The sequence below is a fragment of the Cronobacter sp. 153480017-3 genome, from assembly GCF_053627815.1.
Window position 1 is genome coordinate 1 of sequence record NZ_JBSEYN010000004.1, and the last position, 20,399, is coordinate 20,399.

At 52.4% G+C, this 20,399-nt stretch carries 35 protein-coding genes; 6 read left to right on the top strand and 29 right to left on the bottom strand.

The genetic code is table 11. The annotated features are described in order from the left end of the window. Positions 1–409: 409 nt before the first annotated feature. Positions 410–967 (top strand): gamma carbonic anhydrase family protein, encoded by a 558-nt coding sequence (locus ACUW6V_RS10680; protein WP_032989282.1) that lies wholly within the window; start codon positions 410–412, stop codon positions 965–967. Here the strand turns inward: ACUW6V_RS10680 and ACUW6V_RS10685 are convergent. The 6 genes from ACUW6V_RS10685 to dprA are packed head-to-tail and all read right to left on the bottom strand — an operon-like array spanning position 943 to position 4,719. Next, on the bottom strand, positions 943–1,200 hold the full coding sequence (locus ACUW6V_RS10685) for a DUF1488 family protein (protein WP_004388638.1): 258 nt from the start codon (positions 1,198–1,200) through the stop codon (positions 943–945). The two genes, ACUW6V_RS10680 and ACUW6V_RS10685, sit on opposite strands and share 25 nt — an antisense overlap. Continuing rightward, positions 1,197–2,015: a shikimate dehydrogenase gene (gene aroE, locus ACUW6V_RS10690; protein WP_012123593.1), complete on the bottom strand. Its 819-nt coding sequence runs from the start codon at positions 2,013–2,015 to the stop codon at positions 1,197–1,199. Before aroE ends, ACUW6V_RS10685 begins: the two co-directional genes overlap by 4 nt. A gap of 3 nt (positions 2,016–2,018) precedes the next feature. Next, positions 2,019–2,591 carry an L-threonylcarbamoyladenylate synthase type 1 TsaC gene (gene tsaC, locus ACUW6V_RS10695; protein WP_012123592.1) on the bottom strand — a complete coding sequence of 191 codons (573 nt, stop codon included), beginning with the start codon at positions 2,589–2,591 and terminating at the stop codon, positions 2,019–2,021. Next, positions 2,581–3,138, bottom strand: coding sequence for a DNA topoisomerase family protein (locus ACUW6V_RS10700; RefSeq protein WP_032970996.1), 558 nt, complete (start codon positions 3,136–3,138; stop codon positions 2,581–2,583). Before ACUW6V_RS10700 ends, tsaC begins: the two co-directional genes overlap by 11 nt. A 23-nt stretch (positions 3,139–3,161) precedes the next feature. Further along, positions 3,162–3,635 carry a DUF494 family protein Smg gene (gene smg, locus ACUW6V_RS10705; protein ID WP_004388634.1) on the bottom strand — a complete coding sequence of 158 codons (474 nt, stop codon included), beginning with the start codon at positions 3,633–3,635 and terminating at the stop codon, positions 3,162–3,164. Beyond that, positions 3,607–4,719 (bottom strand): DNA-protecting protein DprA, encoded by a 1,113-nt coding sequence (gene dprA / locus ACUW6V_RS10710; RefSeq protein WP_454038342.1) that lies wholly within the window; start codon positions 4,717–4,719, stop codon positions 3,607–3,609. The genes smg and dprA overlap by 29 nt, the downstream gene beginning before the upstream one ends. A 129-nt stretch (positions 4,720–4,848) precedes the next feature. Between dprA and def the strand changes: the two genes are divergently transcribed. The 5 genes from def to mscL all read left to right on the top strand — a co-directional run bounded on the left by def (position 4,849) and on the right by mscL (position 9,666). Next, positions 4,849–5,364: a peptide deformylase gene (def, locus tag ACUW6V_RS10715; protein ID WP_007871495.1), complete on the top strand. Its 516-nt coding sequence runs from the start codon at positions 4,849–4,851 to the stop codon at positions 5,362–5,364. Positions 5,365–5,382: 18 nt separating this feature from the next. Continuing rightward, positions 5,383–6,330: a methionyl-tRNA formyltransferase gene (gene fmt / locus ACUW6V_RS10720; protein ID WP_012123588.1), complete on the top strand. Its 948-nt coding sequence runs from the start codon at positions 5,383–5,385 to the stop codon at positions 6,328–6,330. Positions 6,331–6,398: 68 nt separating this feature from the next. Further along, entirely contained in the window at positions 6,399–7,688 is a 1,290-nt protein-coding gene (rsmB, locus tag ACUW6V_RS10725; RefSeq protein WP_454038425.1) for a 16S rRNA (cytosine(967)-C(5))-methyltransferase RsmB, read from the top strand. Positions 7,689–7,727: 39 nt separating this feature from the next. Continuing rightward, positions 7,728–9,104, top strand: coding sequence for a Trk system potassium transporter TrkA (gene trkA / locus ACUW6V_RS10730; protein ID WP_004388629.1), 1,377 nt, complete (start codon positions 7,728–7,730; stop codon positions 9,102–9,104). A 154-nt stretch (positions 9,105–9,258) separates the two neighbouring features. Further along, the gene (gene mscL, locus ACUW6V_RS10735; RefSeq protein WP_007778669.1) at positions 9,259–9,666 is read left to right on the top strand and encodes a large-conductance mechanosensitive channel protein MscL; all 408 of its coding nucleotides are present in this window, start codon (positions 9,259–9,261) and stop codon (positions 9,664–9,666) included. Here the strand turns inward: mscL and ACUW6V_RS10740 are convergent. The 23 genes from ACUW6V_RS10740 to rplP all read right to left on the bottom strand — a co-directional run bounded on the left by ACUW6V_RS10740 (position 9,617) and on the right by rplP (position 20,399). Further along, positions 9,617–9,880, bottom strand: a complete 264-nt coding sequence (locus ACUW6V_RS10740) for an alternative ribosome-rescue factor A (RefSeq protein WP_071817985.1) — start codon at positions 9,878–9,880, stop codon at positions 9,617–9,619. The genes mscL and ACUW6V_RS10740 overlap by 50 nt on opposite strands. A 53-nt stretch (positions 9,881–9,933) precedes the next feature. Next, positions 9,934–10,359: a Zn(2+)-responsive transcriptional regulator gene (gene zntR, locus ACUW6V_RS10745; protein WP_012123586.1), complete on the bottom strand. Its 426-nt coding sequence runs from the start codon at positions 10,357–10,359 to the stop codon at positions 9,934–9,936. Beyond that, positions 10,359–10,727 (bottom strand): DnaJ family domain-containing protein, encoded by a 369-nt coding sequence (locus ACUW6V_RS10750; protein WP_041460346.1) that lies wholly within the window; start codon positions 10,725–10,727, stop codon positions 10,359–10,361. Before ACUW6V_RS10750 ends, zntR begins: the two co-directional genes overlap by 1 nt. Before the next feature lie 117 nt (positions 10,728–10,844). Then, complete coding sequence (gene rplQ, locus ACUW6V_RS10755) at positions 10,845–11,231, bottom strand: 50S ribosomal protein L17 (protein ID WP_004388624.1); 387 nt, start codon at positions 11,229–11,231, stop codon at positions 10,845–10,847. A 40-nt stretch (positions 11,232–11,271) separates the two neighbouring features. Beyond that, positions 11,272–12,261: a DNA-directed RNA polymerase subunit alpha gene (locus tag ACUW6V_RS10760; RefSeq protein WP_004388623.1), complete on the bottom strand. Its 990-nt coding sequence runs from the start codon at positions 12,259–12,261 to the stop codon at positions 11,272–11,274. A 25-nt stretch (positions 12,262–12,286) separates the two neighbouring features. After that, complete coding sequence (rpsD, locus tag ACUW6V_RS10765) at positions 12,287–12,907, bottom strand: 30S ribosomal protein S4 (RefSeq protein WP_004388622.1); 621 nt, start codon at positions 12,905–12,907, stop codon at positions 12,287–12,289. 31 nt (positions 12,908–12,938) lie between these two features. Continuing rightward, the gene (rpsK, locus tag ACUW6V_RS10770; RefSeq protein ID WP_004388621.1) at positions 12,939–13,328 is read right to left on the bottom strand and encodes a 30S ribosomal protein S11; all 390 of its coding nucleotides are present in this window, start codon (positions 13,326–13,328) and stop codon (positions 12,939–12,941) included. A gap of 16 nt (positions 13,329–13,344) precedes the next feature. Then, positions 13,345–13,701 (bottom strand): 30S ribosomal protein S13, encoded by a 357-nt coding sequence (gene rpsM, locus ACUW6V_RS10775; protein WP_004388620.1) that lies wholly within the window; start codon positions 13,699–13,701, stop codon positions 13,345–13,347. Between the two features lie 146 nt (positions 13,702–13,847). Beyond that, a complete protein-coding gene (rpmJ, locus tag ACUW6V_RS10780; protein ID WP_000868187.1) occupies positions 13,848–13,964 on the bottom strand; it encodes a 50S ribosomal protein L36 in 117 nt (38 codons plus the stop codon). 30 nt (positions 13,965–13,994) lie between these two features. Then, on the bottom strand, positions 13,995–15,326 hold the full coding sequence (gene secY, locus ACUW6V_RS10785) for a preprotein translocase subunit SecY (protein ID WP_004388619.1): 1,332 nt from the start codon (positions 15,324–15,326) through the stop codon (positions 13,995–13,997). Between the two features lie 7 nt (positions 15,327–15,333). Beyond that, positions 15,334–15,768: a 50S ribosomal protein L15 gene (gene rplO, locus ACUW6V_RS10790; RefSeq protein WP_004388618.1), complete on the bottom strand. Its 435-nt coding sequence runs from the start codon at positions 15,766–15,768 to the stop codon at positions 15,334–15,336. A gap of 3 nt (positions 15,769–15,771) precedes the next feature. Beyond that, positions 15,772–15,951: a 50S ribosomal protein L30 gene (rpmD, locus tag ACUW6V_RS10795; protein ID WP_001140434.1), complete on the bottom strand. Its 180-nt coding sequence runs from the start codon at positions 15,949–15,951 to the stop codon at positions 15,772–15,774. Between the two features lie 6 nt (positions 15,952–15,957). Next, positions 15,958–16,458, bottom strand: a complete 501-nt coding sequence (gene rpsE / locus ACUW6V_RS10800; RefSeq protein WP_004388617.1) for a 30S ribosomal protein S5 — start codon at positions 16,456–16,458, stop codon at positions 15,958–15,960. A gap of 14 nt (positions 16,459–16,472) precedes the next feature. Beyond that, positions 16,473–16,826, bottom strand: a complete 354-nt coding sequence (gene rplR, locus ACUW6V_RS10805; protein ID WP_000358956.1) for a 50S ribosomal protein L18 — start codon at positions 16,824–16,826, stop codon at positions 16,473–16,475. 9 nt (positions 16,827–16,835) lie between these two features. Further along, positions 16,836–17,369 carry a 50S ribosomal protein L6 gene (rplF, locus tag ACUW6V_RS10810; RefSeq protein WP_004388616.1) on the bottom strand — a complete coding sequence of 178 codons (534 nt, stop codon included), beginning with the start codon at positions 17,367–17,369 and terminating at the stop codon, positions 16,836–16,838. Positions 17,370–17,381: 12 nt separating this feature from the next. After that, a complete protein-coding gene (rpsH, locus tag ACUW6V_RS10815; protein WP_004388615.1) occupies positions 17,382–17,774 on the bottom strand; it encodes a 30S ribosomal protein S8 in 393 nt (130 codons plus the stop codon). 33 nt (positions 17,775–17,807) lie between these two features. After that, on the bottom strand, positions 17,808–18,113 hold the full coding sequence (rpsN, locus tag ACUW6V_RS10820; RefSeq protein ID WP_004388614.1) for a 30S ribosomal protein S14: 306 nt from the start codon (positions 18,111–18,113) through the stop codon (positions 17,808–17,810). A 14-nt stretch (positions 18,114–18,127) separates the two neighbouring features. Continuing rightward, positions 18,128–18,667: a 50S ribosomal protein L5 gene (rplE, locus tag ACUW6V_RS10825; protein ID WP_004388613.1), complete on the bottom strand. Its 540-nt coding sequence runs from the start codon at positions 18,665–18,667 to the stop codon at positions 18,128–18,130. A 14-nt stretch (positions 18,668–18,681) separates the two neighbouring features. Further along, positions 18,682–18,996, bottom strand: coding sequence for a 50S ribosomal protein L24 (gene rplX, locus ACUW6V_RS10830; protein WP_000729185.1), 315 nt, complete (start codon positions 18,994–18,996; stop codon positions 18,682–18,684). 10 nt (positions 18,997–19,006) lie between these two features. Continuing rightward, complete coding sequence (rplN, locus tag ACUW6V_RS10835; protein WP_004388611.1) at positions 19,007–19,378, bottom strand: 50S ribosomal protein L14; 372 nt, start codon at positions 19,376–19,378, stop codon at positions 19,007–19,009. A gap of 165 nt (positions 19,379–19,543) precedes the next feature. Next, positions 19,544–19,798 carry a 30S ribosomal protein S17 gene (rpsQ, locus tag ACUW6V_RS10840; protein WP_000130100.1) on the bottom strand — a complete coding sequence of 85 codons (255 nt, stop codon included), beginning with the start codon at positions 19,796–19,798 and terminating at the stop codon, positions 19,544–19,546. Next, entirely contained in the window at positions 19,798–19,989 is a 192-nt protein-coding gene (gene rpmC, locus ACUW6V_RS10845) for a 50S ribosomal protein L29 (RefSeq protein WP_004388609.1), read from the bottom strand. The genes rpsQ and rpmC overlap by 1 nt, the downstream gene beginning before the upstream one ends. After that, the gene (gene rplP, locus ACUW6V_RS10850; RefSeq protein WP_004388608.1) at positions 19,989–20,399 is read right to left on the bottom strand and encodes a 50S ribosomal protein L16; all 411 of its coding nucleotides are present in this window, start codon (positions 20,397–20,399) and stop codon (positions 19,989–19,991) included. Before rplP ends, rpmC begins: the two co-directional genes overlap by 1 nt.

The following is a 20,399-nucleotide window of genomic DNA, read 5'->3' on the forward strand; positions in this document are numbered from 1 at the left end:
GATATTCGTTTATCGTCCGTAGACGTTAAGATATCAGTGCCCCGAGTGCCCACACAGATTGTCTGATAAATTGTTAAAGAGCGGTGCGACGCGGCATTCAGCCTGCTGTCGCGAGGTGGCGTATATTACGCTTTCCTCTTTCAGAGTCAACCCTTAATTTCAGGATTTTTCTCTCATCGCGCCGGTTATTTCGTGAAGTGCTTCACATTGCCGTCTCGATGGAGGCGCATTATAGGGATCTCAGTTTTCAGCACAACCCTTTTTTCGATCTTTTCTTTCAACTGCTGTTTTTTCATTCTTATTGCTGCGATCCCGCGCGATCTGCTCAACGAACAAACACATTTGCGCTTGCACAGCCGCCTGAATCCAACCAAAGTCTTCTTACGATTGATAAGAAACCGAGGCGACTATGTCTTCTTCTGTGTTACGTCCTTATAAAAATACCTTTCCCACCACAGGCCAGCGCGTGATGGTCGATAGCTCAAGCGTGGTGATTGGCGATGTGAGACTGGCTGATGATGTCGGCATCTGGCCGCTGGTAGTAATTCGGGGCGACGTTAATTACGTTGCGGTTGGCGCGCGCACCAATATTCAGGATGGCAGCGTATTGCACGTGACTCATAAATCTTCATACAACCCCGAGGGTAATCCACTGGTGATTGGGGAAGACGTTACCGTTGGGCATAAAGTGATGCTGCATGGCTGCACTATTGGCAATCGTGTACTGGTCGGTATGGGCTCGATCGTGCTTGACGGTGCCGTTATAGAAGATGACGTGATGATAGGGGCGGGAAGTCTGGTGCCGCAGAATAAGCGTCTGGAAAGCGGCTATCTTTATCTCGGCAGCCCGGTAAAACAGATTCGCCCGTTAAAAGATACCGAGCGCGAAGGGCTGCGCTACTCGGCGAACAACTATGTGAAGTGGAAAGATGAGTATCTGGCTCAGGAGAGCCAGACCCAACCCTGATCGTCTTCGGCCTGAGCAGCGATCAGCTGCTCAGCCTCTTCTTCCAGATCCCAACGGTGCTGACGAAAAGCGGCTATCCATTCTTCGGGCGACGTGCCTGAGAAGCGAGCCACCAGCACAGGCTGCGCAATAGCACAGGTAAGCACCATCCCACTGACCAGCGCCGGAAAACAAACGGCCTGCCGCTGTTCATCCCAGTGCTCGCGATCCGGGAACTGAATCGCCTGATTCATTGCGCCAGCTCCTGTCTGAGCTTATCAATAACGGGCACAACATTCGGCAGGACGCCATGCCAGAGCAGAACCGCGTGCGCCGCCTGCCCCACCAGCATCCCGATACCGTCAGCCAGTTGCGTTGCCCCCTGCGCCTGGCACCATGAAAGGAATGGCGTCAGCCCTTTCTGATAGAACATGTCATAGCACGCCGTTGTTTTACCGGGCAGCGAAGATGGAAGAGTCGGGATCTCGCCTTGAATCCCACTGGAAGTGGCATTAATAATGAGATCGAACTCATGGCCAACCAGATCCGCAAGCGCGACGGCGTTAACGTTGCCGGTATGACTAAAGAGCGTTGCGAGTTCCTGCGCGCGGGCAAAAGTGCGGTTAGTAATAGTTACCGCGCAATCCAGCGACAGCAGAGGCAACAAGACGCCCCGCGCTGCGCCGCCAGCGCCCACCAGCAGGATCCGGTAACGCGGCTGGATCATACCGAGACGTTCCAGATCGCTTAAAAGCCCAATACCATCCGTATTGTCGCCCAGTAAACGACCATCTTCGAGCCGTTTCAGCGTATTAACCGCACCGGCAAGCGCCGCTCTTTCCGTCAGTTCATCGGCACGAGCAAACGCCTGTTCTTTAAAAGGCACCGTCACGTTTGCGCCTTTACCGCCTGCGCTGAAGAAGTCCTCCAGCGTCTTCACAAAATCATCGAGCGGTGCCAGCACGCGGCCATACGGATGCTCAATCTGTAACTGCTGCGCAAACTGCTGGTGAATAAACGGCGATTTACTGTGCGAGACAGGATTACCAAAAACAGCGTAGGTTTCCATGCGTTACCCCTGTCGGAAAAGTTCACCCGTCAGCGCATCACGGATCTCGGAAGGATTCTGGCGACCACCTGTTGCGCCATGCAGCACAGGAAAATCATCACCGAACTGCGCCAGCACTTCCTGCGCCGTGCGGCATGGCTCAAGCCCGGAGAGATTCGCGCTGGTTGAAACCAGCGGCTTGCCAAAGGCTTCGCAAAGCGCAATCACCTGAGGATGATTCGTGACGCGCACCGCGAGCGAGTCAAAACGGCCTGTCAGCCAGCGTGGCGTCGACGGTTTCGCCGGGAAAACAAACGTCACTGGCCCTGGCCAGCGGGCGAACACCGCCTCACGCTGTTCTGCCGTTAATGCGGCATCATCTATATAAGGCTTAAGTTGATCAAAATTCGCCGCAATCAGGATGAGTCCTTTTTCCATCGGGCGTTGCTTTAATTCAAGCAGGCGTTTTACAGCGGTTTCGCTGTCGGGATCGCACCCGACGCCAAATACGGCTTCAGTTGGATAAGCGATGACTTGTTCTTTTTTAAGGACGTCGACGATAAACGATATCGCGTCCGCAGGCTGATTATTCTTCACTGTCTTTTTCCGCCGTTACCGGCTTTCCACATTGTTTACTGGCGCAAAAGCGTTTTATGCCCTGCGCGGTTTTCTTTTCGGTAAGGAGGGGATAATGGCATTCCGGGCACTCGCCCGCCACCGGTCTGGTATTAATCACAAACTGGCATTCCGGATAGCGATCGCAGGAATAGAAGGTTTTGCCAAAACGCGACCGACGCTGAACCAGATGACCGTCGCTACACTGCGGGCAGCGCAATGCGGTTTCGTCAGGTTTGTCGATTTGCTCGGTATGTTCGCATTCAGGATAACGGCTGCAGCCGATAAACATCCCAAAACGCCCCTGTCGTAGCACCAGCGTCGCATCACATGCCGGGCATTGCTGACCTTCGAGCACTTTGACAATATGACCGTCCGCCTGGCTTTTCAGCGGGCGAACGTAATCACACTCAGGATAATGCGAACATCCCAGGAAAGGACCATGCTTCCCGGAACGGATAAGAAGTTCAGCCCCGCATTTTGGGCAGGGCTCGTGTTTGGGCACTGAAAAGAGTGCTGACCTTGCCATAATTCACCACTGCGCTGAAAATATCAGTGCAGCATACCGTCATTCACTTCAAAGAGCAGTTCTTCCATTTGTTGATAGGCGTTTTCACATCCGGGGATGTTAAACAGCACCATCAGGATGACCCACTTGAGATCTTCTAAATCAAACTCGGCAGTATCCAGCGCCATGACGCGTTCGATAACCATTTCACGAGTTTCGAGATTCAGCACCTGAATTTGTTCCAGAAACAGCAGGAACCCCCGACAGCTGGCGTCCAGCCGCTGGCACTCCTCTGCGGTATAAATACGCATCGAGAGTGGATCCGACGCCAATTGCATCGGCGCGGAAAGACCATCCTGATAATCCGCCAGCTTTTCCAGCCATAACAGCGCATTAAAGATATCTTCCTGATCAAAACCCGCATCCGTCAGGTCCCGCGTCAGCTTATCCTGGTCAACGCGCATCTCAGCTTCGTTATGGATATAGGTTTCAAACAAATACATTAGTACGTCGAACATGGCCTGCCCTCCTCACTCGGACATAGCCGCCGGGTACAGCTGCGATCCATCCTGCTAACTCCAGTTCGAGTAGCTGGGCTACCGTCAATGGCACAGGTTGGCCGGCACGTTCAGCGACGACGTCAACAGGTGTAACCTCATCTCCTACGTTAGCCAACAGCTCGGGAAATGGCAATGCACCTTCCTCTTGATCCGGTGAATAATTCGCAGTCGTGAGCCAGGGCAGCTCATTTTGTAAATAATCGATAATGTCCTGAGGATGCGTAACGGCGACAGCGCCTTGCTGAATCAGCCAGTGCGGGCCTTCACAACCGGGATTACCAACAGGCCCAGGGAGCGCGAAAACCTCCCGGCCTTGTTCCAGCGCGCACCGGGCCGTGACCAGCGAGCCGCTGCGCAACGCCGCCTCGACCACCAGCACGCCAACGCTTAAGCCACTAATAATGCGATTACGTCTCGGGAAATGCGCCGGGCGCGGCTGCGCCTCAAAAGGAAACTCGGACACCAGGGCCCCGCCCCGTTCTACGATCTCCTCCGCCAGTTTACGGTGGCGCGTCGGATAAATCTGCGCAAGGCCATTGCCCAGCACCGCGATGGTTTTTCCCTGCGCCTTCAGCGCGCTGCGATGCGCAACAGCGTCTATGCCTAGGGCAAGCCCGCTGGTTAAGACGAGGCCGCTTTCCGCCAGCGCATAGCAGAGTTTGCTTCCCCATTGTTCGCCATACCACGAATGATGACGGCTCCCGACGACGGCCAGTTGCGGGCGGGACAGCGCCCTGGGATCGCCTGCCACCAGCAACGCGCCAGGAAACCACTCGATCGCGCTCAGAGCAACGGGATATTCAGGCGATAGCGCGGTAAGCAGATGATGCTCCGGCATTTCAAGCCAGCGCAGAGCAGCCTCAAGCTTGGCCTGCGGGTAATTAAAAAAGAGTGCCCGTTGCTTACTATTAAGCCCCGCCAGCCGTAAGGCATCCGTGGGATCGCCGGGTATATTTTGCAGGCACTGGAAAGCCCGAACCATAACTTCGCCGCCGAGGCTGTACACCGCCATCAGGCGTAACCAAATCTCCGTTGGTGACATCGCGCTATCCCCCGCCAGACGCCATTCTCTAATCCCTGTGATTCTTTGCTGATGCTGTCAATCAAAGGGGGATTTGTCTAGAATAGAAGGTAAGATCCTTTCAACTCTTGAATACAGCTCTGGAAATTTATGTCAGTTTTGCAGGTATTACATATTCCGGACGAGCGGCTTCGCATCGTCGCTGAACCGGTTAAAGAAGTTAATGCAGATATTCAGCGTATCGTTGATGATATGTTCGACACGATGTACGCCGAAGAAGGCATTGGGCTTGCCGCAACGCAGGTGGATATTCATCAGCGCATTATCGTGATTGATGTTTCTGAAAACCGCGATGAGCGCCTGGTGCTTATCAACCCGGAGCTGCTCGAACAGTCCGGCGAAACCGGCATCGAAGAAGGTTGCCTGTCTATTCCGGAACAACGCGCTTTTGTACCGCGTGCCGAGAAAGTCAAAATCCGCGCGCTTGACCGCGACGGTAAATCTTTTGAACTGGAAGCCGACGGCCTGCTGGCCATCTGCATTCAGCATGAAATGGATCATCTGGTCGGTAAATTGTTTATCGATTATCTGTCGCCGATGAAGCGTCAGCGTATTCGCCAGAAAGTTGAAAAACTGGATCGCATGAAGGCGAAAGCCGCAGGTTAAATAAAGACAGGGAATAACGTGTCCGAGTCACTTCGCATTATTTTCGCCGGTACGCCGGATTTCGCAGCGCGTCATCTCGACGCGCTGTTGTCCTCTTCGCATCAGGTGGTCGGCGTGTTCACTCAGCCAGACCGCCCGGCGGGCCGTGGCAAAAAGCTGATGCCCGGGCCGGTAAAAGTGCTGGCACAGGAAAACGACATTCCGGTCTTTCAGCCGAAATCCCTGCGCTCTGCGGAGAACCAGGAGCTTGTGGCCGCGCTGAATGCCGATGTCATGGTGGTCGTCGCTTACGGTTTGATCCTTCCGGAAGCAGTGCTCTCCATGCCTCGCCTGGGTTGTATTAACGTACACGGCTCGTTGCTTCCACGCTGGCGCGGTGCGGCACCTATTCAGCGCTCACTATGGGCGGGCGATGCCGAAACCGGCGTGACCATCATGCAGATGGATAAAGGACTCGATACCGGCGACATGTTGCGCAAGCTCTCCTGCCCGATTACGGCCGACGACACCAGCGCCTCGCTGTATGACAAGCTGGCACAGCTCGGCCCGCAGGGGCTGCTCGCCACGCTTGAGGATTTGGCAGCGGGCCGCGCAGTTCCTGAAAAGCAGGATGATGCCCAGGCGACGTATGCGGACAAGCTCAGTAAAGAAGAGGCACGCCTCGACTGGACGCTTTCTGCAGCTCAGCTTGAACGCTGTATCCGTGCGTTTAACCCCTGGCCGGTCAGCTTTTTCATGATTGATGAGCAGCCTGTCAAAGTCTGGAAGGCGTCAGTTATCCGTCAGCAGAGCCATGCAACGCCTGGCACTATACTTGATGCCGGTAAACAGGGTATCCAGGTCGCGACGACGGACGGCATCCTTAATCTGGAATCACTCCAGCCTGCCGGTAAAAAACCGATGTCAGCGCAGGATCTTTTAAACTCCCGCCGGGAGTGGTTTACGCCAGGCGCCATTCTCGCCTGAGTGTCGGCATTAACAGCCCGGTTTTCCGGGCCTTTTTATTTCAGACGCAGGTTAACCTGCCCGTGGCTATGAAAAAATCCATTAATCTCCGCAGTCTGGCGGCGCAGGCTATCGAACAGGTAGTCGAAAAAGGCCAGTCCCTCAGTACCGTTCTGCCGCCGCTCCAGCATAAAGTCTCTGATAAAGACAAAGCGCTTTTGCAGGAACTCTGTTTCGGCGTGCTTCGCACGCTCTCGCAGCTCGAATGGCTTATCAATAAACTGATGTCACGCCCGATGACGGGTAAGCAACGCACCATTCATTATCTGATTATGGTGGGCTTGTATCAGCTTCTTTATACGCGTATTCCGCCGCACGCGGCGCTGGCTGAGACGGTAGAAGGCGCAGTCGCTATCAAGCGCATGCAGTTTAAAGGGCTGATTAATGGTGTGCTGCGTCAGTTCCAGCGTCAGCAGGACGAACTGCTGGCTGAATTTTCCGGTCAGGATGCCCGCTGGTTACACCCGATGTGGTTGCTGAACAGGTTTCAAACTGCCTGGCCCCGAGAGTGGCAAGCCGTTGTGGAAGCCAATAACGAACGGCCACCGATGTGGCTGCGCGTCAACCGTCAACATCATTCCCGCGACGAATGGCTTAAGCTGCTGGAAGAAAACGGAATGACGGGGCATATCCACCCGCGTTACCCGGACGCCGTACGCCTTGATGCACCAGCGCCGGTGAGCGCGCTGCCTGGCTTTGAGCAGGGCTGGGTTACGGTGCAGGACGCCTCGGCACAGGGCTGCGTCGAATTGTTAGCACCGCAAAACGGTGAGACGATTCTCGATCTGTGCGCTGCACCTGGCGGTAAAACCACGCATATTCTGGAAGCCGCGCCGCAGGCCAGCGTAATGGCCGTCGATGTGGACGCCCAGCGTATTTCCCGCGTCTATGAAAACCTCAAACGCCTGAAGATGAAGGCCGACGTTAAAGTGGGTGATGGTCGTTTCCCGTCAACCTGGTGCGGCGAAACGCAATTCGACCGGATCCTTCTTGATGCGCCCTGCTCCGCCACCGGCGTTATCCGCCGCCACCCGGATATCAAATGGCTGCGCCGTGATTCTGATATCAATGAACTGGCGCAATTACAGTCTGAAATTCTCGAGGCTATCTGGCCGCATCTGAAACCGGGCGGTACATTGCTGTATGCCACCTGTTCCGTTTTGCCGGAAGAAAACAGCGAACAGATCCGGGCATTTTTATCCCGGACGCCGGATGCGCAGCTGGACGGTACGGGATCGACACAAACGCCCGGCATTCAGAATCTACCAGGCGCAACCGAAGGCGATGGCTTCTTTTACGCTAAGCTAATTAAAAAGTAACCGGGCCTGCTGGCGGCCCCGCATGGGTAAAGCACAACAATGAAAATTATCATTTTGGGTGCCGGTCAGGTGGGCGGCACCCTGGCGGAAAACCTGGTGGGCGAGAATAACGACATTACCGTTGTCGATACCAACAGCGATCGCCTTCGCGTCCTTCAGGATAAGTTTGACCTGCGCGTTGTGCAGGGACACGGCTCCCATCCACGCGTTCTGCGTGAAGCCGGTGCCGATGACGCTGATATGCTGGTCGCGGTCACGAGCTCAGATGAAACTAATATGATTGCCTGTCAGGTGGCGTATTCGCTTTTCAATACGCCTAACCGCATCGCACGTATCCGCGCACCAGATTATGTTCGGGATGCCGAGCGCCTGTTCACCCCTGAAGCCGTGCCCATCGACCATCTGATCGCCCCGGAGCAGCTGGTCATTGATAATATTTACCGGCTGATTGAATATCCGGGCGCGCTGCAGGTAGTGAATTTCGCCGAAGGTAAAGTTAGCCTCGCGGTAGTGAAAGCTTATTATGGCGGGCCGCTGGTCGGCAATGCGCTGTCGACCATGCGCGAACATATGCCGCATATCGACACCCGCGTAGCCGCTATTTTTCGCCACGACAGGCCGATCCGACCGCAGGGTTCCACTATTGTGGAAGCAGGCGATGAAGTCTTTTTTATCGCCGCATCTCAGCATATCCGCGCCGTAATGAGCGAACTTCAGCGCCTTGAAAAGCCGTATAAACGCATCATGCTGGTCGGCGGCGGTAACATCGGCGCAGGGCTCGCGCAGCGGCTGGAAAAAGACTACAGCGTTAAGCTTATCGAACGCGATCAGCAACGCGCCGCGGAACTTGCCGAGAAACTTCAGCATACGATCGTTTTTTATGGCGATGCGTCGGATCAGGAACTGCTCGCGGAAGAGCATATCGATCAGGTTGATCTTTTTATCGCCGTCACGAACGATGACGAAGCGAATATCATGTCCGCCATGCTCGCCAAACGTATGGGCGCTAAAAAAGTCATGGTGCTTATTCAGCGCCGCGCTTATGTGGATCTTGTTCAGGGAAGCGTGATCGACATTGCTATCTCGCCACAGCAAGCCACCATTTCCGCGCTGCTCGGCCACGTGCGTAAAGCCGATATCGTCAGCGTATCCTCACTACGCCGCGGTGTGGCTGAAGCTATCGAAGCCGTGGCGCACGGCGACGAAACGACCTCAAGGGTTGTCGGGCGGGTCATTGATGATATTAAACTGCCGCCAGGCACTATCATTGGCGCCGTCGTGCGCGGTAATGATGTGATGATTGCCAATGACAATTTACGCATTGAGCAAGGCGATCACGTGATTATGTTCCTGACCGATAAAAAATTCGTTACGGATGTTGAGCGCCTGTTCCAGCCAAGCCCGTTCTTTTTATAATTATCTGGCGGCTGCGGCCGCCATCATTATTTCTGCACCCTATTATCCGCATTATTTTCATGGCTAAAAAGTAATTGGCAAAGCGGTGCGAAAATGGAAAATCATATTTCCTTTGTTAGACTTAGGTAGGCTTTGAAATCCAGGGAGTAGAAGAATGAGCTTTTTTAAAGAATTTCGTGAATTCGCGATGCGCGGAAATGTGGTGGATTTGGCAGTGGGTGTCATTATCGGTGCGGCTTTCGGTAAGATTGTCTCATCACTTGTTGCCGATATCATTATGCCGCCGCTGGGCTTATTGATTGGGGGTATCGACTTTAAGCAATTCGCTTTGACGTTACGTCCTGCTGTTGGCGATACGCCGGCGGTCATCATGCATTATGGCGTGTTTATTCAGAACGTATTCGACTTTGTCATCGTTGCCTTTGCTATTTTCCTGGCCATTAAGGTGATTAATAAATTACACCAGAAAAAACCGAAGGAAGCGCCGGGCCCCAGCAAAGAAGAAGTATTACTCACCGAAATCCGTGATTTGCTGAAACAACAGAACGAACATCGTCCTTAACCGTTCCTGAAAGCAGAAGGCCAGTGGTAAAAAAGCGATTTGCTTGTTTGCCACTGGCCTCCCAGTTACCTCTCTTACCGTGTTTCGCTTTACGCTGATAGCTGCCTTTCCCTTTTTGATTCTTTTCAACGCGCTGGCGAAACAGTGGATCATGTAGCAGGGCCTCAATCGCGTTATCCTGAATTTGCCCCTTCGTATGTTTGTATCGGTTCATTTATTGCTCCTATGGTAAATTCGCGGCAAGTGTAGGCTTGCTCAGAAAAAAGATCAATGTTGGCCGTTCTCTCCATTGGCGCCTTGCTCGAGTGTCTCCAGGATCGAGCAATAAACACTGCTGTGTGCCGTTCCGCAGCACGCATCATTTAGCTTTTGCAGCGAAGCGCGCATGTTTTGTAATTCCTGTATCCGGCTGTCCACCTCATGCAGCCGCGCCTGAACAATGCTTTTGGACTCCTGACAGGTGTGATGCTCAGGATCGATACGGATCGATAACAGCTCACGTATCGCCTCAAGCGTAAAGCCGAGCAGCCGCGCGTGTCTGATAAAGCGCAGGCGCCGTAAATCGTTTTCTGTATAGAGCCGGAAACCACCTTCGGTGCGGACTTCATGCTCCATCATCTTTTGTTTTTCATAGTAACGCACGGTGTCAGGCGTGACGTCAGCCAGACGAGCAAGCTCTCCGATACGGTACATTATTGCTCCTCCATTTTACTGGCGACGGCGCGGGCATAACTGCCATGTAAAAAGTCGGTGCTAAGCCCGGCCTGCTTTAACTTCAGTTCAAGTAACGTCAGTCTTTTACAAACGTGGTGGTAATCCGGATGTTGCTCGTTAATCTCCGCCAGCAGATCGTTAAGCATAAGCGCTTCTTTGCGCGCCTCAAGCTCGGGAGGAAGAAAGCCTGCATTTTTCAGCAGTCGGTAACCCACGCGTAGTTCCGGGGAAAGATGTGAATCGTCATCCAGCACTAACGGCTCGCCAGTACCGGGTAGATTGTCGAATTCGCCTTTTTGTTGGGCTTCCAGAATATGGCGCTCAGCCCACTGTTCCATTAACCACATAGCGGCCTCCTGGCAGGGAATGAGAAAGAAGAACGAGAATGAAGCATAGGCGATTGGCGCAAAGAACAACAGATATAAAAAAACCCGCCGAGGCGGGTTTTTTCACTTCACTGCAAATTACTCTGCAGCTGCTTCTGCTTGCGGCTCGGCGCGATCAACCAGCTCGATGTATGCCATCGGAGCGTTGTCACCAGCACGGAAGCCACACTTCAGAATGCGAGTGTAACCACCGGCACGGCTCGCGAAACGCGGGCCCAGCTCGTTAAACAGTTTTGCCACGATCTCGTTATCACGAGTGCGGGCGAATGCCAGACGACGATTAGCAACGCTATCAGTCTTGGCAAGAGTAATCAGCGGCTCAACTACGCGACGCAGCTCTTTCGCTTTCGGCAGGGTCGTCTTGATGATTTCATGACGAACCAGAGAACCTGCCATGTTGCGGAACATAGCCTGGCGATGGCTGCTGTTGCGGTTCAGTTGACGACCACTCTTACGATGGCGCATGACCTTATCCTTCTCAGTAAAACCTTAACCTGTGATCCGGTTACTCGTCAGCAATGCTTGCCGGTGGCCAGTTTTCCAGGCGCATGCCCAGAGACAGACCACGGGAGGCCAGCACGTCTTTAATCTCAGTAAGAGATTTTTTACCAAGGTTAGGCGTTTTGAGCAGCTCAACCTCGGTACGCTGTACCAGATCACCGATATAGTGGATAGCTTCTGCCTTAAGGCAGTTAGCAGAGCGGACAGTCAATTCCAGATCGTCAACAGGGCGCAGCAGGATCGGATCGAATTCTGGTTTCTCTTCTTTAACTTCCGGCTGACGTACATCACGTAAGTCAACGAAAGCTTCAAGTTGTTCAGCCAGAATGGTCGCCGCACGACGAATCGCCTCTTCAGGATCGATTGTGCCGTTGGTTTCCATTTCGATGACCAGCTTGTCCAGGTCGGTACGCTGTTCTACACGCGCTGCTTCAACATTGTAGGCGATACGTTCTACAGGGCTGTAGCAAGCGTCGACCAGCAGACGGCCGATTGGGCGCTCATCTTCTTCCGAATGAATTCGGGCAGACGCCGGCACATAACCACGACCGCGCTGAACTTTGATACGCATGCTGATAGATGCGTTTTCATCGGTCAGGTGGCAGATCACGTGCTGCGGCTTGACGATTTCGACATCACCGTCGTGGGTGATGTCGGCTGCGGTTACAGGGCCAATGCCAGATTTATTCAGAGTAAGTACGACTTCATCTTTACCCTGAACTCTCACCGCCAGCCCTTTCAGGTTGAGCAGGATTTCCAGGATATCTTCCTGAACGCCTTCTTTGGTGCTGTACTCGTGCAGTACACCATCAATCTCAACCTCGGTCACCGCGCAACCCGGCATCGATGAAAGCAGAATACGGCGCAGTGCGTTACCCAGAGTATGGCCAAAGCCACGCTCTAAAGGCTCAAGGGTCACCTTGGCGTGCGTCGAACTCACTTGCTCGATATCTACCAGGCGCGGTTTTAGAAACTCTGTCACAGAACCCTGCATTGTGTCCTCTCTTTGGTACTAAGCTTTACTTGGAGTAAAGCTCGACGATCAGGTGTTCGTTAATGTCCGCAGACAGATCGGTGCGCTCAGGCTTACGCTTGAAGGTACCTTCCATCTTGCCAGCATCAACTTCCAGCCAGGTTGGCTTTTCACGCTGCTCAGCCAGCTCCAGAGCGGCTTTCACGCGAGACTGCTTTTTCGCTTTCTCACGAACGCTGACTACGTCGTTCGGACTAACCTGGTAAGAAGCGATGTTAACAACACGACCGTTTACCATGATGGCTTTATGGCTAACCAGCTGACGTGCTTCTGCACGAGTGGCGCCGAAGCCCATACGGTATACAACGTTGTCCAGACGACCTTCCAGCAGAGCCAACAGGTTTTCACCGGTGTTGCCTTTCAGACGCGCGGCTTCTTTATAGTAGTTACGGAACTGACGCTCCAGCACACCGTAGATACGGCGAACTTTTTGCTTTTCACGCAACTGCACACCATAGTCAGACAGACGCGGTTTACGCGCACCGTGCTGGCCAGGAGCTTGTTCAATTTTACACTTGGTATCGATCGCGCGAACGCCAGACTTAAGGAACAGGTCTGTGCCCTCGCGACGGCTCAGCTTGAGCTTAGGACCCAAATATCTTGCCATTTTCTTTCTCCAACATTCCTAAAAACGGGCGTTATACGCGACGTTTTTTCGGCGGACGACAACCGTTGTGAGGGATCGGAGTCACATCAGTAATATTAGTGATGCGGAAACCAGCGGCGTTCAGAGCACGAATAGTAGATTCGCGGCCCGGACCCGGTCCCTTAACCATAACTTCCAGGTTCTTGATACCGTATTCTTTCACGGCTTCTGCGCAACGCTCTGCTGCAACCTGAGCTGCGAACGGAGTGGATTTGCGAGAACCACGGAAACCGGAACCACCGGCAGTTGCCCAACCCAGAGCGTTACCTTGACGATCAGTAATAGTAACGATGGTGTTGTTGAAAGAAGCATGGATATGAGCCACGCCGTCAGAGACTTGTTTTCTTACACGTTTACGTGCACGAACTGGTGCCTTTGCCATTATTCAATCACCCCGATTATTTCTTGATCGGTTTGCGCGGACCCTTACGGGTACGTGCGTTGGTCTTGGTACGCTGACCGCGAACCGGGAGACCACGACGATGACGCAAACCGCGATAGCAACCAAGATCCATCAGGCGCTTGATGCTCATACTCACTTCACGGCGCAGATCACCTTCAACGACAAATTTGGCAACTTCGTCACGCAGCGTGTCGATTTGTTCTTCAGACAGCTCACTGATCTTAACATCTTCAGCGAAACCCACTGCAGCCAGGATAGCTTTAGAACGGGTTTTGCCGATACCGTAGATCGAAGTTAATGCGATTACGGCATGCTTATGATCAGGAATGTTAATGCCTGCTATACGGGCCACTATGCACTCCTACTATATTGATTATGCGTCCCATGCTGAAAAGCCCGTTTTCAGGATACTCAAATGGAAACGCACAGACATACAAAAGATTGGCTGGCTAATCTAGCCAGCTCAACCCAACTTTGCAAGAAAAATATGCGAGATAATCAGCCTTGACGCTGTTTATGCTTCGGCTCGGCACTGCAAATCACACGGATGACGCCATCACGCTTAACGATTTTGCAGTTACGGCATAATTTCTTGACGGAAGCACGAACTTTCATTTTTACTCTCCGTAACTTCTCAAGCGACCATTAACGGCCATAGCCTTTGAGGTTCGCTTTCTTCAATGCAGACTCATACTGACTAGACATCATCAGAGTTTGCACTTGAGCCATAAAGTCCATGATGACAACAACAACGATAAGTAAGGACGTCCCACCGAAATAGAACGGAACTTTCATTGCATCACGCATGAACTCCGGGATCAGGCAAATGAAAGTAATGTACAGCGCGCCAACCAGGGTCAGGCGTGTCATTACTTTATCGATATACTTCGCCGTTTGTTCTCCCGGACGAATTCCTGGTACAAATGCACCGGACTTCTTCAGGTTATCTGCTGTCTCACGCGGGTTGAAAACCAACGCCGTGTAGAAGAAACAGAAGAAGATGATTGCAGACGCATAGAGTAACACATAAAGCGGTTGCCCAGGCTGCAAATACAGCGAAATTGTTGTCAGCCAGTTCCAACCAGTACCGCCCCCGAACCATGACGCAATGGTCGCCGGGAACAGAATAATACTGGAAGCGAAAATCGCCGGAATAACCCCAGCCATGTTCACTTTCAGCGGTAAATGTGTGCTCTGTGCAGCATAGACACGACGACCTTGCTGACGTTTTGCATAGTTCACGACGATACGGCGCTGACCACGCTCAACAAACACAACAAAGAAAGTCACTGCGAATACTAATACTGCAACCAACAGCAACAGGAGGAAGTGCAGGTCGCCTTGCCGCGCTTGCTCGATGGTATGGCCAATGGCCGGCGGAAGTCCCGCAACGATACCAGCGAAGATTATGATTGAGATACCGTTACCGATACCGCGTTCAGTAATCTGTTCGCCCAGCCACATCAGGAACATTGTCCCGGTAACCAGACTCACAACAGCGGTGAAATAGAATGCAAAGCCCGGATTAATTACCAGGCCTTGCATACCAGGCATATTCGGCAGACCGGTAGCGATACCGATCGACTGAAATATTGCCAGCACCAGAGTACCGTAGCGGGTGTACTGGCTGATCTTACGACGACCAGACTCCCCTTCTTTCTTCATTTCTGCCAGCGTCGGGTGAACGACGGTCAACAGCTGGATAATAATAGAGGCCGAAATATACGGCATAATACCCAGAGCGAAAATAGAAGCACGGCTAAGAGCACCACCAGAGAACATGTTGAACATTTCAATGATGGTGCCACGCTGTTGCTCAAGCAGTTTGGCAAGTACAGCGGCATCAATACCAGGGATTGGAATAAAAGAGCCAATTCGGAACACAATCAGCGCACCGATAACAAACAGCAGTCTGCGTTTCAGCTCGCCAAGGCCACCTTTGGCACTTTGAAAATCTAATCCCGGTTGTTTAGCCATCTGCTACTTATTCCTCGATTTTACCGCCAGCAGCTTCGATAGCAGCACGAGCGCCTTTAGTTACACGCAGGCCACGAACAGTTACCGGACGAGTAACTTCACCAGCCAGAATCACTTTCGCGAATTCGATCTGGATGCCGATAATGTTTGCCGCTTTCAGCGTGTTCAGGTCTACTACGTCGCCTTCTACTTTAGCCAGATCAGACAGACGAACTTCTGCAGTGATCATTGCTTTACGAGAAGTGAAACCGAATTTCGGCAGACGACGGTACAGAGGCATCTGACCGCCCTCGAAACCGCGACGTACGCCACCGCCAGAACGAGATTTCTGACCTTTGTGACCACGACCACCGGTTTTACCGAGGCCAGAACCGATACCACGACCCAGGCGTTTACCCGCCTTTTTGGAGCCTTCGGCCGGAGACAGAGTATTTAAACGCATCTCTTACTCCTCAACTTTAACCATGAAGGAAACCGCGTTGACCATACCGCGAACAGCAGGAGTATCCTCGCGCTCAACGGTGTGACCAATACGACGCAGACCCAGGCCAAGCAGCGTTGCCTTGTGTTTCGGCAGACGACCGATTGCACTGCGGGTTTGAGTGATTTTAATAGTCTTTGCCATGGTCAATTACCCCAGAATTTCTTCAACGGATTTACCACGCTTGGCAGCGACCATTTCCGGGGACTTCATGTTGGCCAGGCCATCAATAGTCGCACGAACCACGTTGATCGGGTTAGTGGAACCATAGGCTTTAGCCAGAACGTTATGAACCCCAGCGACTTCCAGAACGGCGCGCATTGCACCACCGGCGATGATACCGGTACCTTCGGAAGCCGGCTGCATGAATACACGAGAACCCGTGTGAGCACCTTTAACCGGGTGCTGCAGGGTGCCGTGGTTCAGCGCGACGTTAATCATATTGCGACGAGCTTTTTCCATCGCTTTCTGGATCGCTGCCGGAACTTCGCGTGCTTTACCGTAACCAAAACCAACGCGGCCGTTGCCATCACCGACTACAGTCAGAGCGGTGAAGCTAAAAATACGACCACCTTTTACGGTTTTAGATACGCGGTTTACCGCGATCAGCTTTTCCTGCAGTTCGCCAGCTTGTTTTTCGATGTGAGCCATCTTACACCTCTACCTTAGAACTGAAGGCCAGCTTCACGGGCAGCATCTGCCAGTGCCTGGACACGACCATGATATTGGAAACCAGAGCGGTCAAAAGAAACATCTTTGATGCCTTTTTCCAGCGCGCGCTCAGCAACAGCTTTACCAACTGCAGCAGCGGCGTCTTTGTTTCCAGTGTACTTCAGTTGCTCAGCGATAGCTTTTTCTACAGTAGAAGCGGCTACCAGAACTTCAGAACCGTTCGGGGCGATTACCTGTGCGTAAATATGACGCGGGGTACGATGTACCACCAGGCGGGTCGCACCAAGCTCTTTGAGCTTGCGACGTGCGCGGGTCGCACGACGGATACGAGCAGATTTCTTATCCATAGTGTTACCTTACTTCTTCTTAGCCTCTTTGGTACGCACGACTTCGTCGGCGTAACGAACACCCTTGCCTTTGTAAGGCTCAGGACGACGGTAGGCGCGCAGGTCAGCAGCAACCTGGCCGATCAGCTGTTTATCAGCGCCTTTCAGCACGATTTCAGTCTGAGACGGACATTCTGCAGTGATACCCGCAGGCAGCTGATGATCAACAGGGTGAGAAAAACCCAGAGACAGGTTTACTACGTTCCCTTTGATCGCTGCACGATAACCTACACCAACCAGCTGCAGCTTCTTAGTGAAGCCTTCGGTAACACCGATAACCATTGAATTCAGCAGGGCACGCGCGGTACCAGCCTGAGCCCAACCGTCTGCGTAACCATCACGCGGACCGAAAGTCAGAGCATTATCTGCATGTTTAACTTCAACAGCATCGTTGAGAGTACGAGTCAGCTCGCCGTTTTTACCTTTGATCGTGATAACCTGACCGTTGAGTTTTACATCAACGCCGGCAGGAATAACGACCGGTGCTTTAGCAACACGAGACATTTTTTCCTCCGATTAGGCTACGTAGCAGATAATTTCGCCACCAAGACCAGCCTGGCGCGCTGCACGATCAGTCATAACACCTTTAGAGGTAGAAATAACCGCGATACCCAGGCCGGCCATAACTTTCGGCAGCTCATCTTTTTTCTTATAGATGCGCAGACCTGGGCGGCTGACACGCTGAATGCTTTCTACAACAGCTTTACCCTGGAAATACTTGAGAGTCAGTTCCAGTTCCGGCTTGGTGTCGCCTTCAACTTTAAAATCTTCAATAAAACCTTCTTCCTTCAGCACGTTGGCGATTGCCACTTTCAGCTTGGAGGAAGGCATGGTGACCGCAGCTTTGTTCGCGGCCTGACCGTTACGGATACGGGTCAGCATATCCGCGATCGGATCTTGCATGCTCATCTGTCTTTACTCCCGTGATTCAATTGGTGACAATTACCAGCTAGCCTTTTTCAGACCCGGGATTTCACCGCGCATAGCGGCTTCACGGACCTTGATACGGCTCAACCCGAACTTCCGCAGGAAAGCGTGCGGACGACCAGTTTGACGGCAGCGGTTACGCTGACGAGACGGGCTGGAATCACGCGGCAGAGTCTGCAGCTTCAGAACAGCGTTCCAACGGTCTTCGTCGGAAGCGTTCACATCAGAAATGATCGCTTTCAGTTCAGCGCGTTTAGCGAAGTATTTTTCAGCTAAAGCTACGCGCTTTACTTCGCGTGCTTTCATTGATTGCTTAGCCATGAAGTAACCCTACCTTACTTGCGGAACGGGAAGTCAAAGGCAGCCAGCAGAGCACGGCCTTCTTCATCAGATTTCGCAGTAGTGGTAATGGTAATATCCAAACCACGAACGCGATCGACTTTGTCATAGTCGATTTCCGGGAAGATGATCTGCTCACGGACACCCATGCTGTAATTGCCACGACCGTCGAAAGACTTAGCGGACAGGCCGCGGAAGTCACGAATACGCGGTACAGCAATAGTGATCAGGCGCTCAAAGAACTCCCACATGCGTTCGCCACGCAGAGTTACTTTACAGCCGATCGGATAGCCCTGACGGATTTTGAAGCCTGCAACTGATTTGCGTGCTTTGGTGATCAGCGGTTTTTGACCGGAGATTGCTGCCAGGTCAGCTGCTGCGTTATCCAGCAGTTTCTTGTCAGCGATCGCTTCACCAACACCCATGTTCAGGGTGATCTTCTCGACCCGAGGGACTTGCATGACAGAATTGTAGTTGAACTGAGTCATCAGTTTTTTAACTACTTCGTCTTTGTAGTAATCATGCAGTTTCGCCATCGTACTACTCCAAATTACTTGATAGTTTCGCTGTTAGACTTGAAGAAACGGACTTTTTTGCCGTCTTCGAATCTAAAGCCTACACGGTCAGCCTTGCCGGTTGCCGCATTGAAGATTGCAACGTTAGAAACCTGAATAGCAGCTTCTTTTTCAACGATGCCACCCGGTTGGTTCAGGGCCGGAACCGGCTTCTGATGTTTCTTAACCAGGTTGATACCTTCAACAATGACCTTGCCGGAAGACAGGACATTTTTTACTTTACCGCGTTTACCTTTATCTTTACCGGTTAACACGATAACTTCGTCATCACGACGGATTTTCGCTGCCATGATTCGCTCCTTAGAGTACTTCTGGTGCCAGAGAGATGATTTTCATAAACTTCTCAGAACGAAGTTCACGAGTTACCGGCCCAAAAATACGCGTACCGATAGGCTGCTCGCTGTTGTTGTTCAGAAGAACACAAGCATTGCCATCGAAGCGAACGACAGAACCGTCAGGGCGACGAACACCCTTCTTGGTGCGCACCACTACCGCCTTCAGCACATCACCTTTTTTAACTTTACCGCGCGGAATTGCTTCCTTGATGGTAATTTTGATGATATCGCCGACGCCTGCGTAGCGACGGTGCGAGCCACCCAGAACCTTGATACACATTACGCGACGCGCGCCGGAGTTGTCGGCGACGTTCAGCATAGTCTGTTCTTGGATCATTTCAGTGCTCCGCTAATGTCAACTACTACTTCGGGACCTAACTTCAGGTCGTTAAAAATCCCCATAATCGAGGGCGCGGCATTATAACACCGCTCACAGGATATGGGTAGAAAAAATAAACGGCTCATCGCTGAGCCGTTTATTCTGTTAGAGAGCGCTACTCTATTACAGAACCGCTTTCTCTACAACGCGAACCAGCGTCCAGGACTTAGTCTTGGACAGCGGACGGCATTCGCGGATTTCAACCACGTCACCGATACCGCATTCGTTGTTCTCGTCATGTACGTGCAGTTTGGTCGTACGCTTAATGAATTTACCGTAGATCGGGTGTTTCACAAAACGCTCGATGGCAACAACAATGGATTTCTCCATTTTGTCGCTAACAACGCGACCTTGCAGAGTACGGATTTTATCGGTCATTACGCACCCGCCTTCTCAGTCAGTAAAGTCTTAACGCGTGCGACATCACGACGCACTTGCTTCAACAGGTGAGTCTGTTGCAGCTGGCCACTTGCAGCCTGCATACGCAGGTTGAACTGCTCGCGCAGCAGGTTAAGCAGCTCGGTGTTCAGCTCTTCAACACTCTTCTCACGCAGCTCTTTTGCTTTCATTACATCACCGTCTTAGTTACAAAGGTGGTTTTAATCGGCAGTTTCGCTGCTGCCAGCTTGAATGCTTCACGGGCCAGCTCTTCCGGCACACCGTCCATTTCGTACAGGACTTTACCCGGCTGAATCAAGGCAACCCAATACTCTACGTTACCTTTACCTTTACCCATACGCACTTCCAGCGGCTTCTCGGTGATCGGTTTGTCCGGGAATACACGGATCCAGATCTTACCCTGACGCTTAACTGCACGGGTCATTGCACGACGTGCTGCTTCGATCTGACGGGCAGTCAGACGACCACGGCCAACAGCTTTAAGACCGTAAGTGCCGAAGCTAACATCCGTACCCTGCGCCAGACCACGGTTGCGGCCTTTGTGCACTTTACGGAATTTTGTACGCTTTGGTTGTAACAT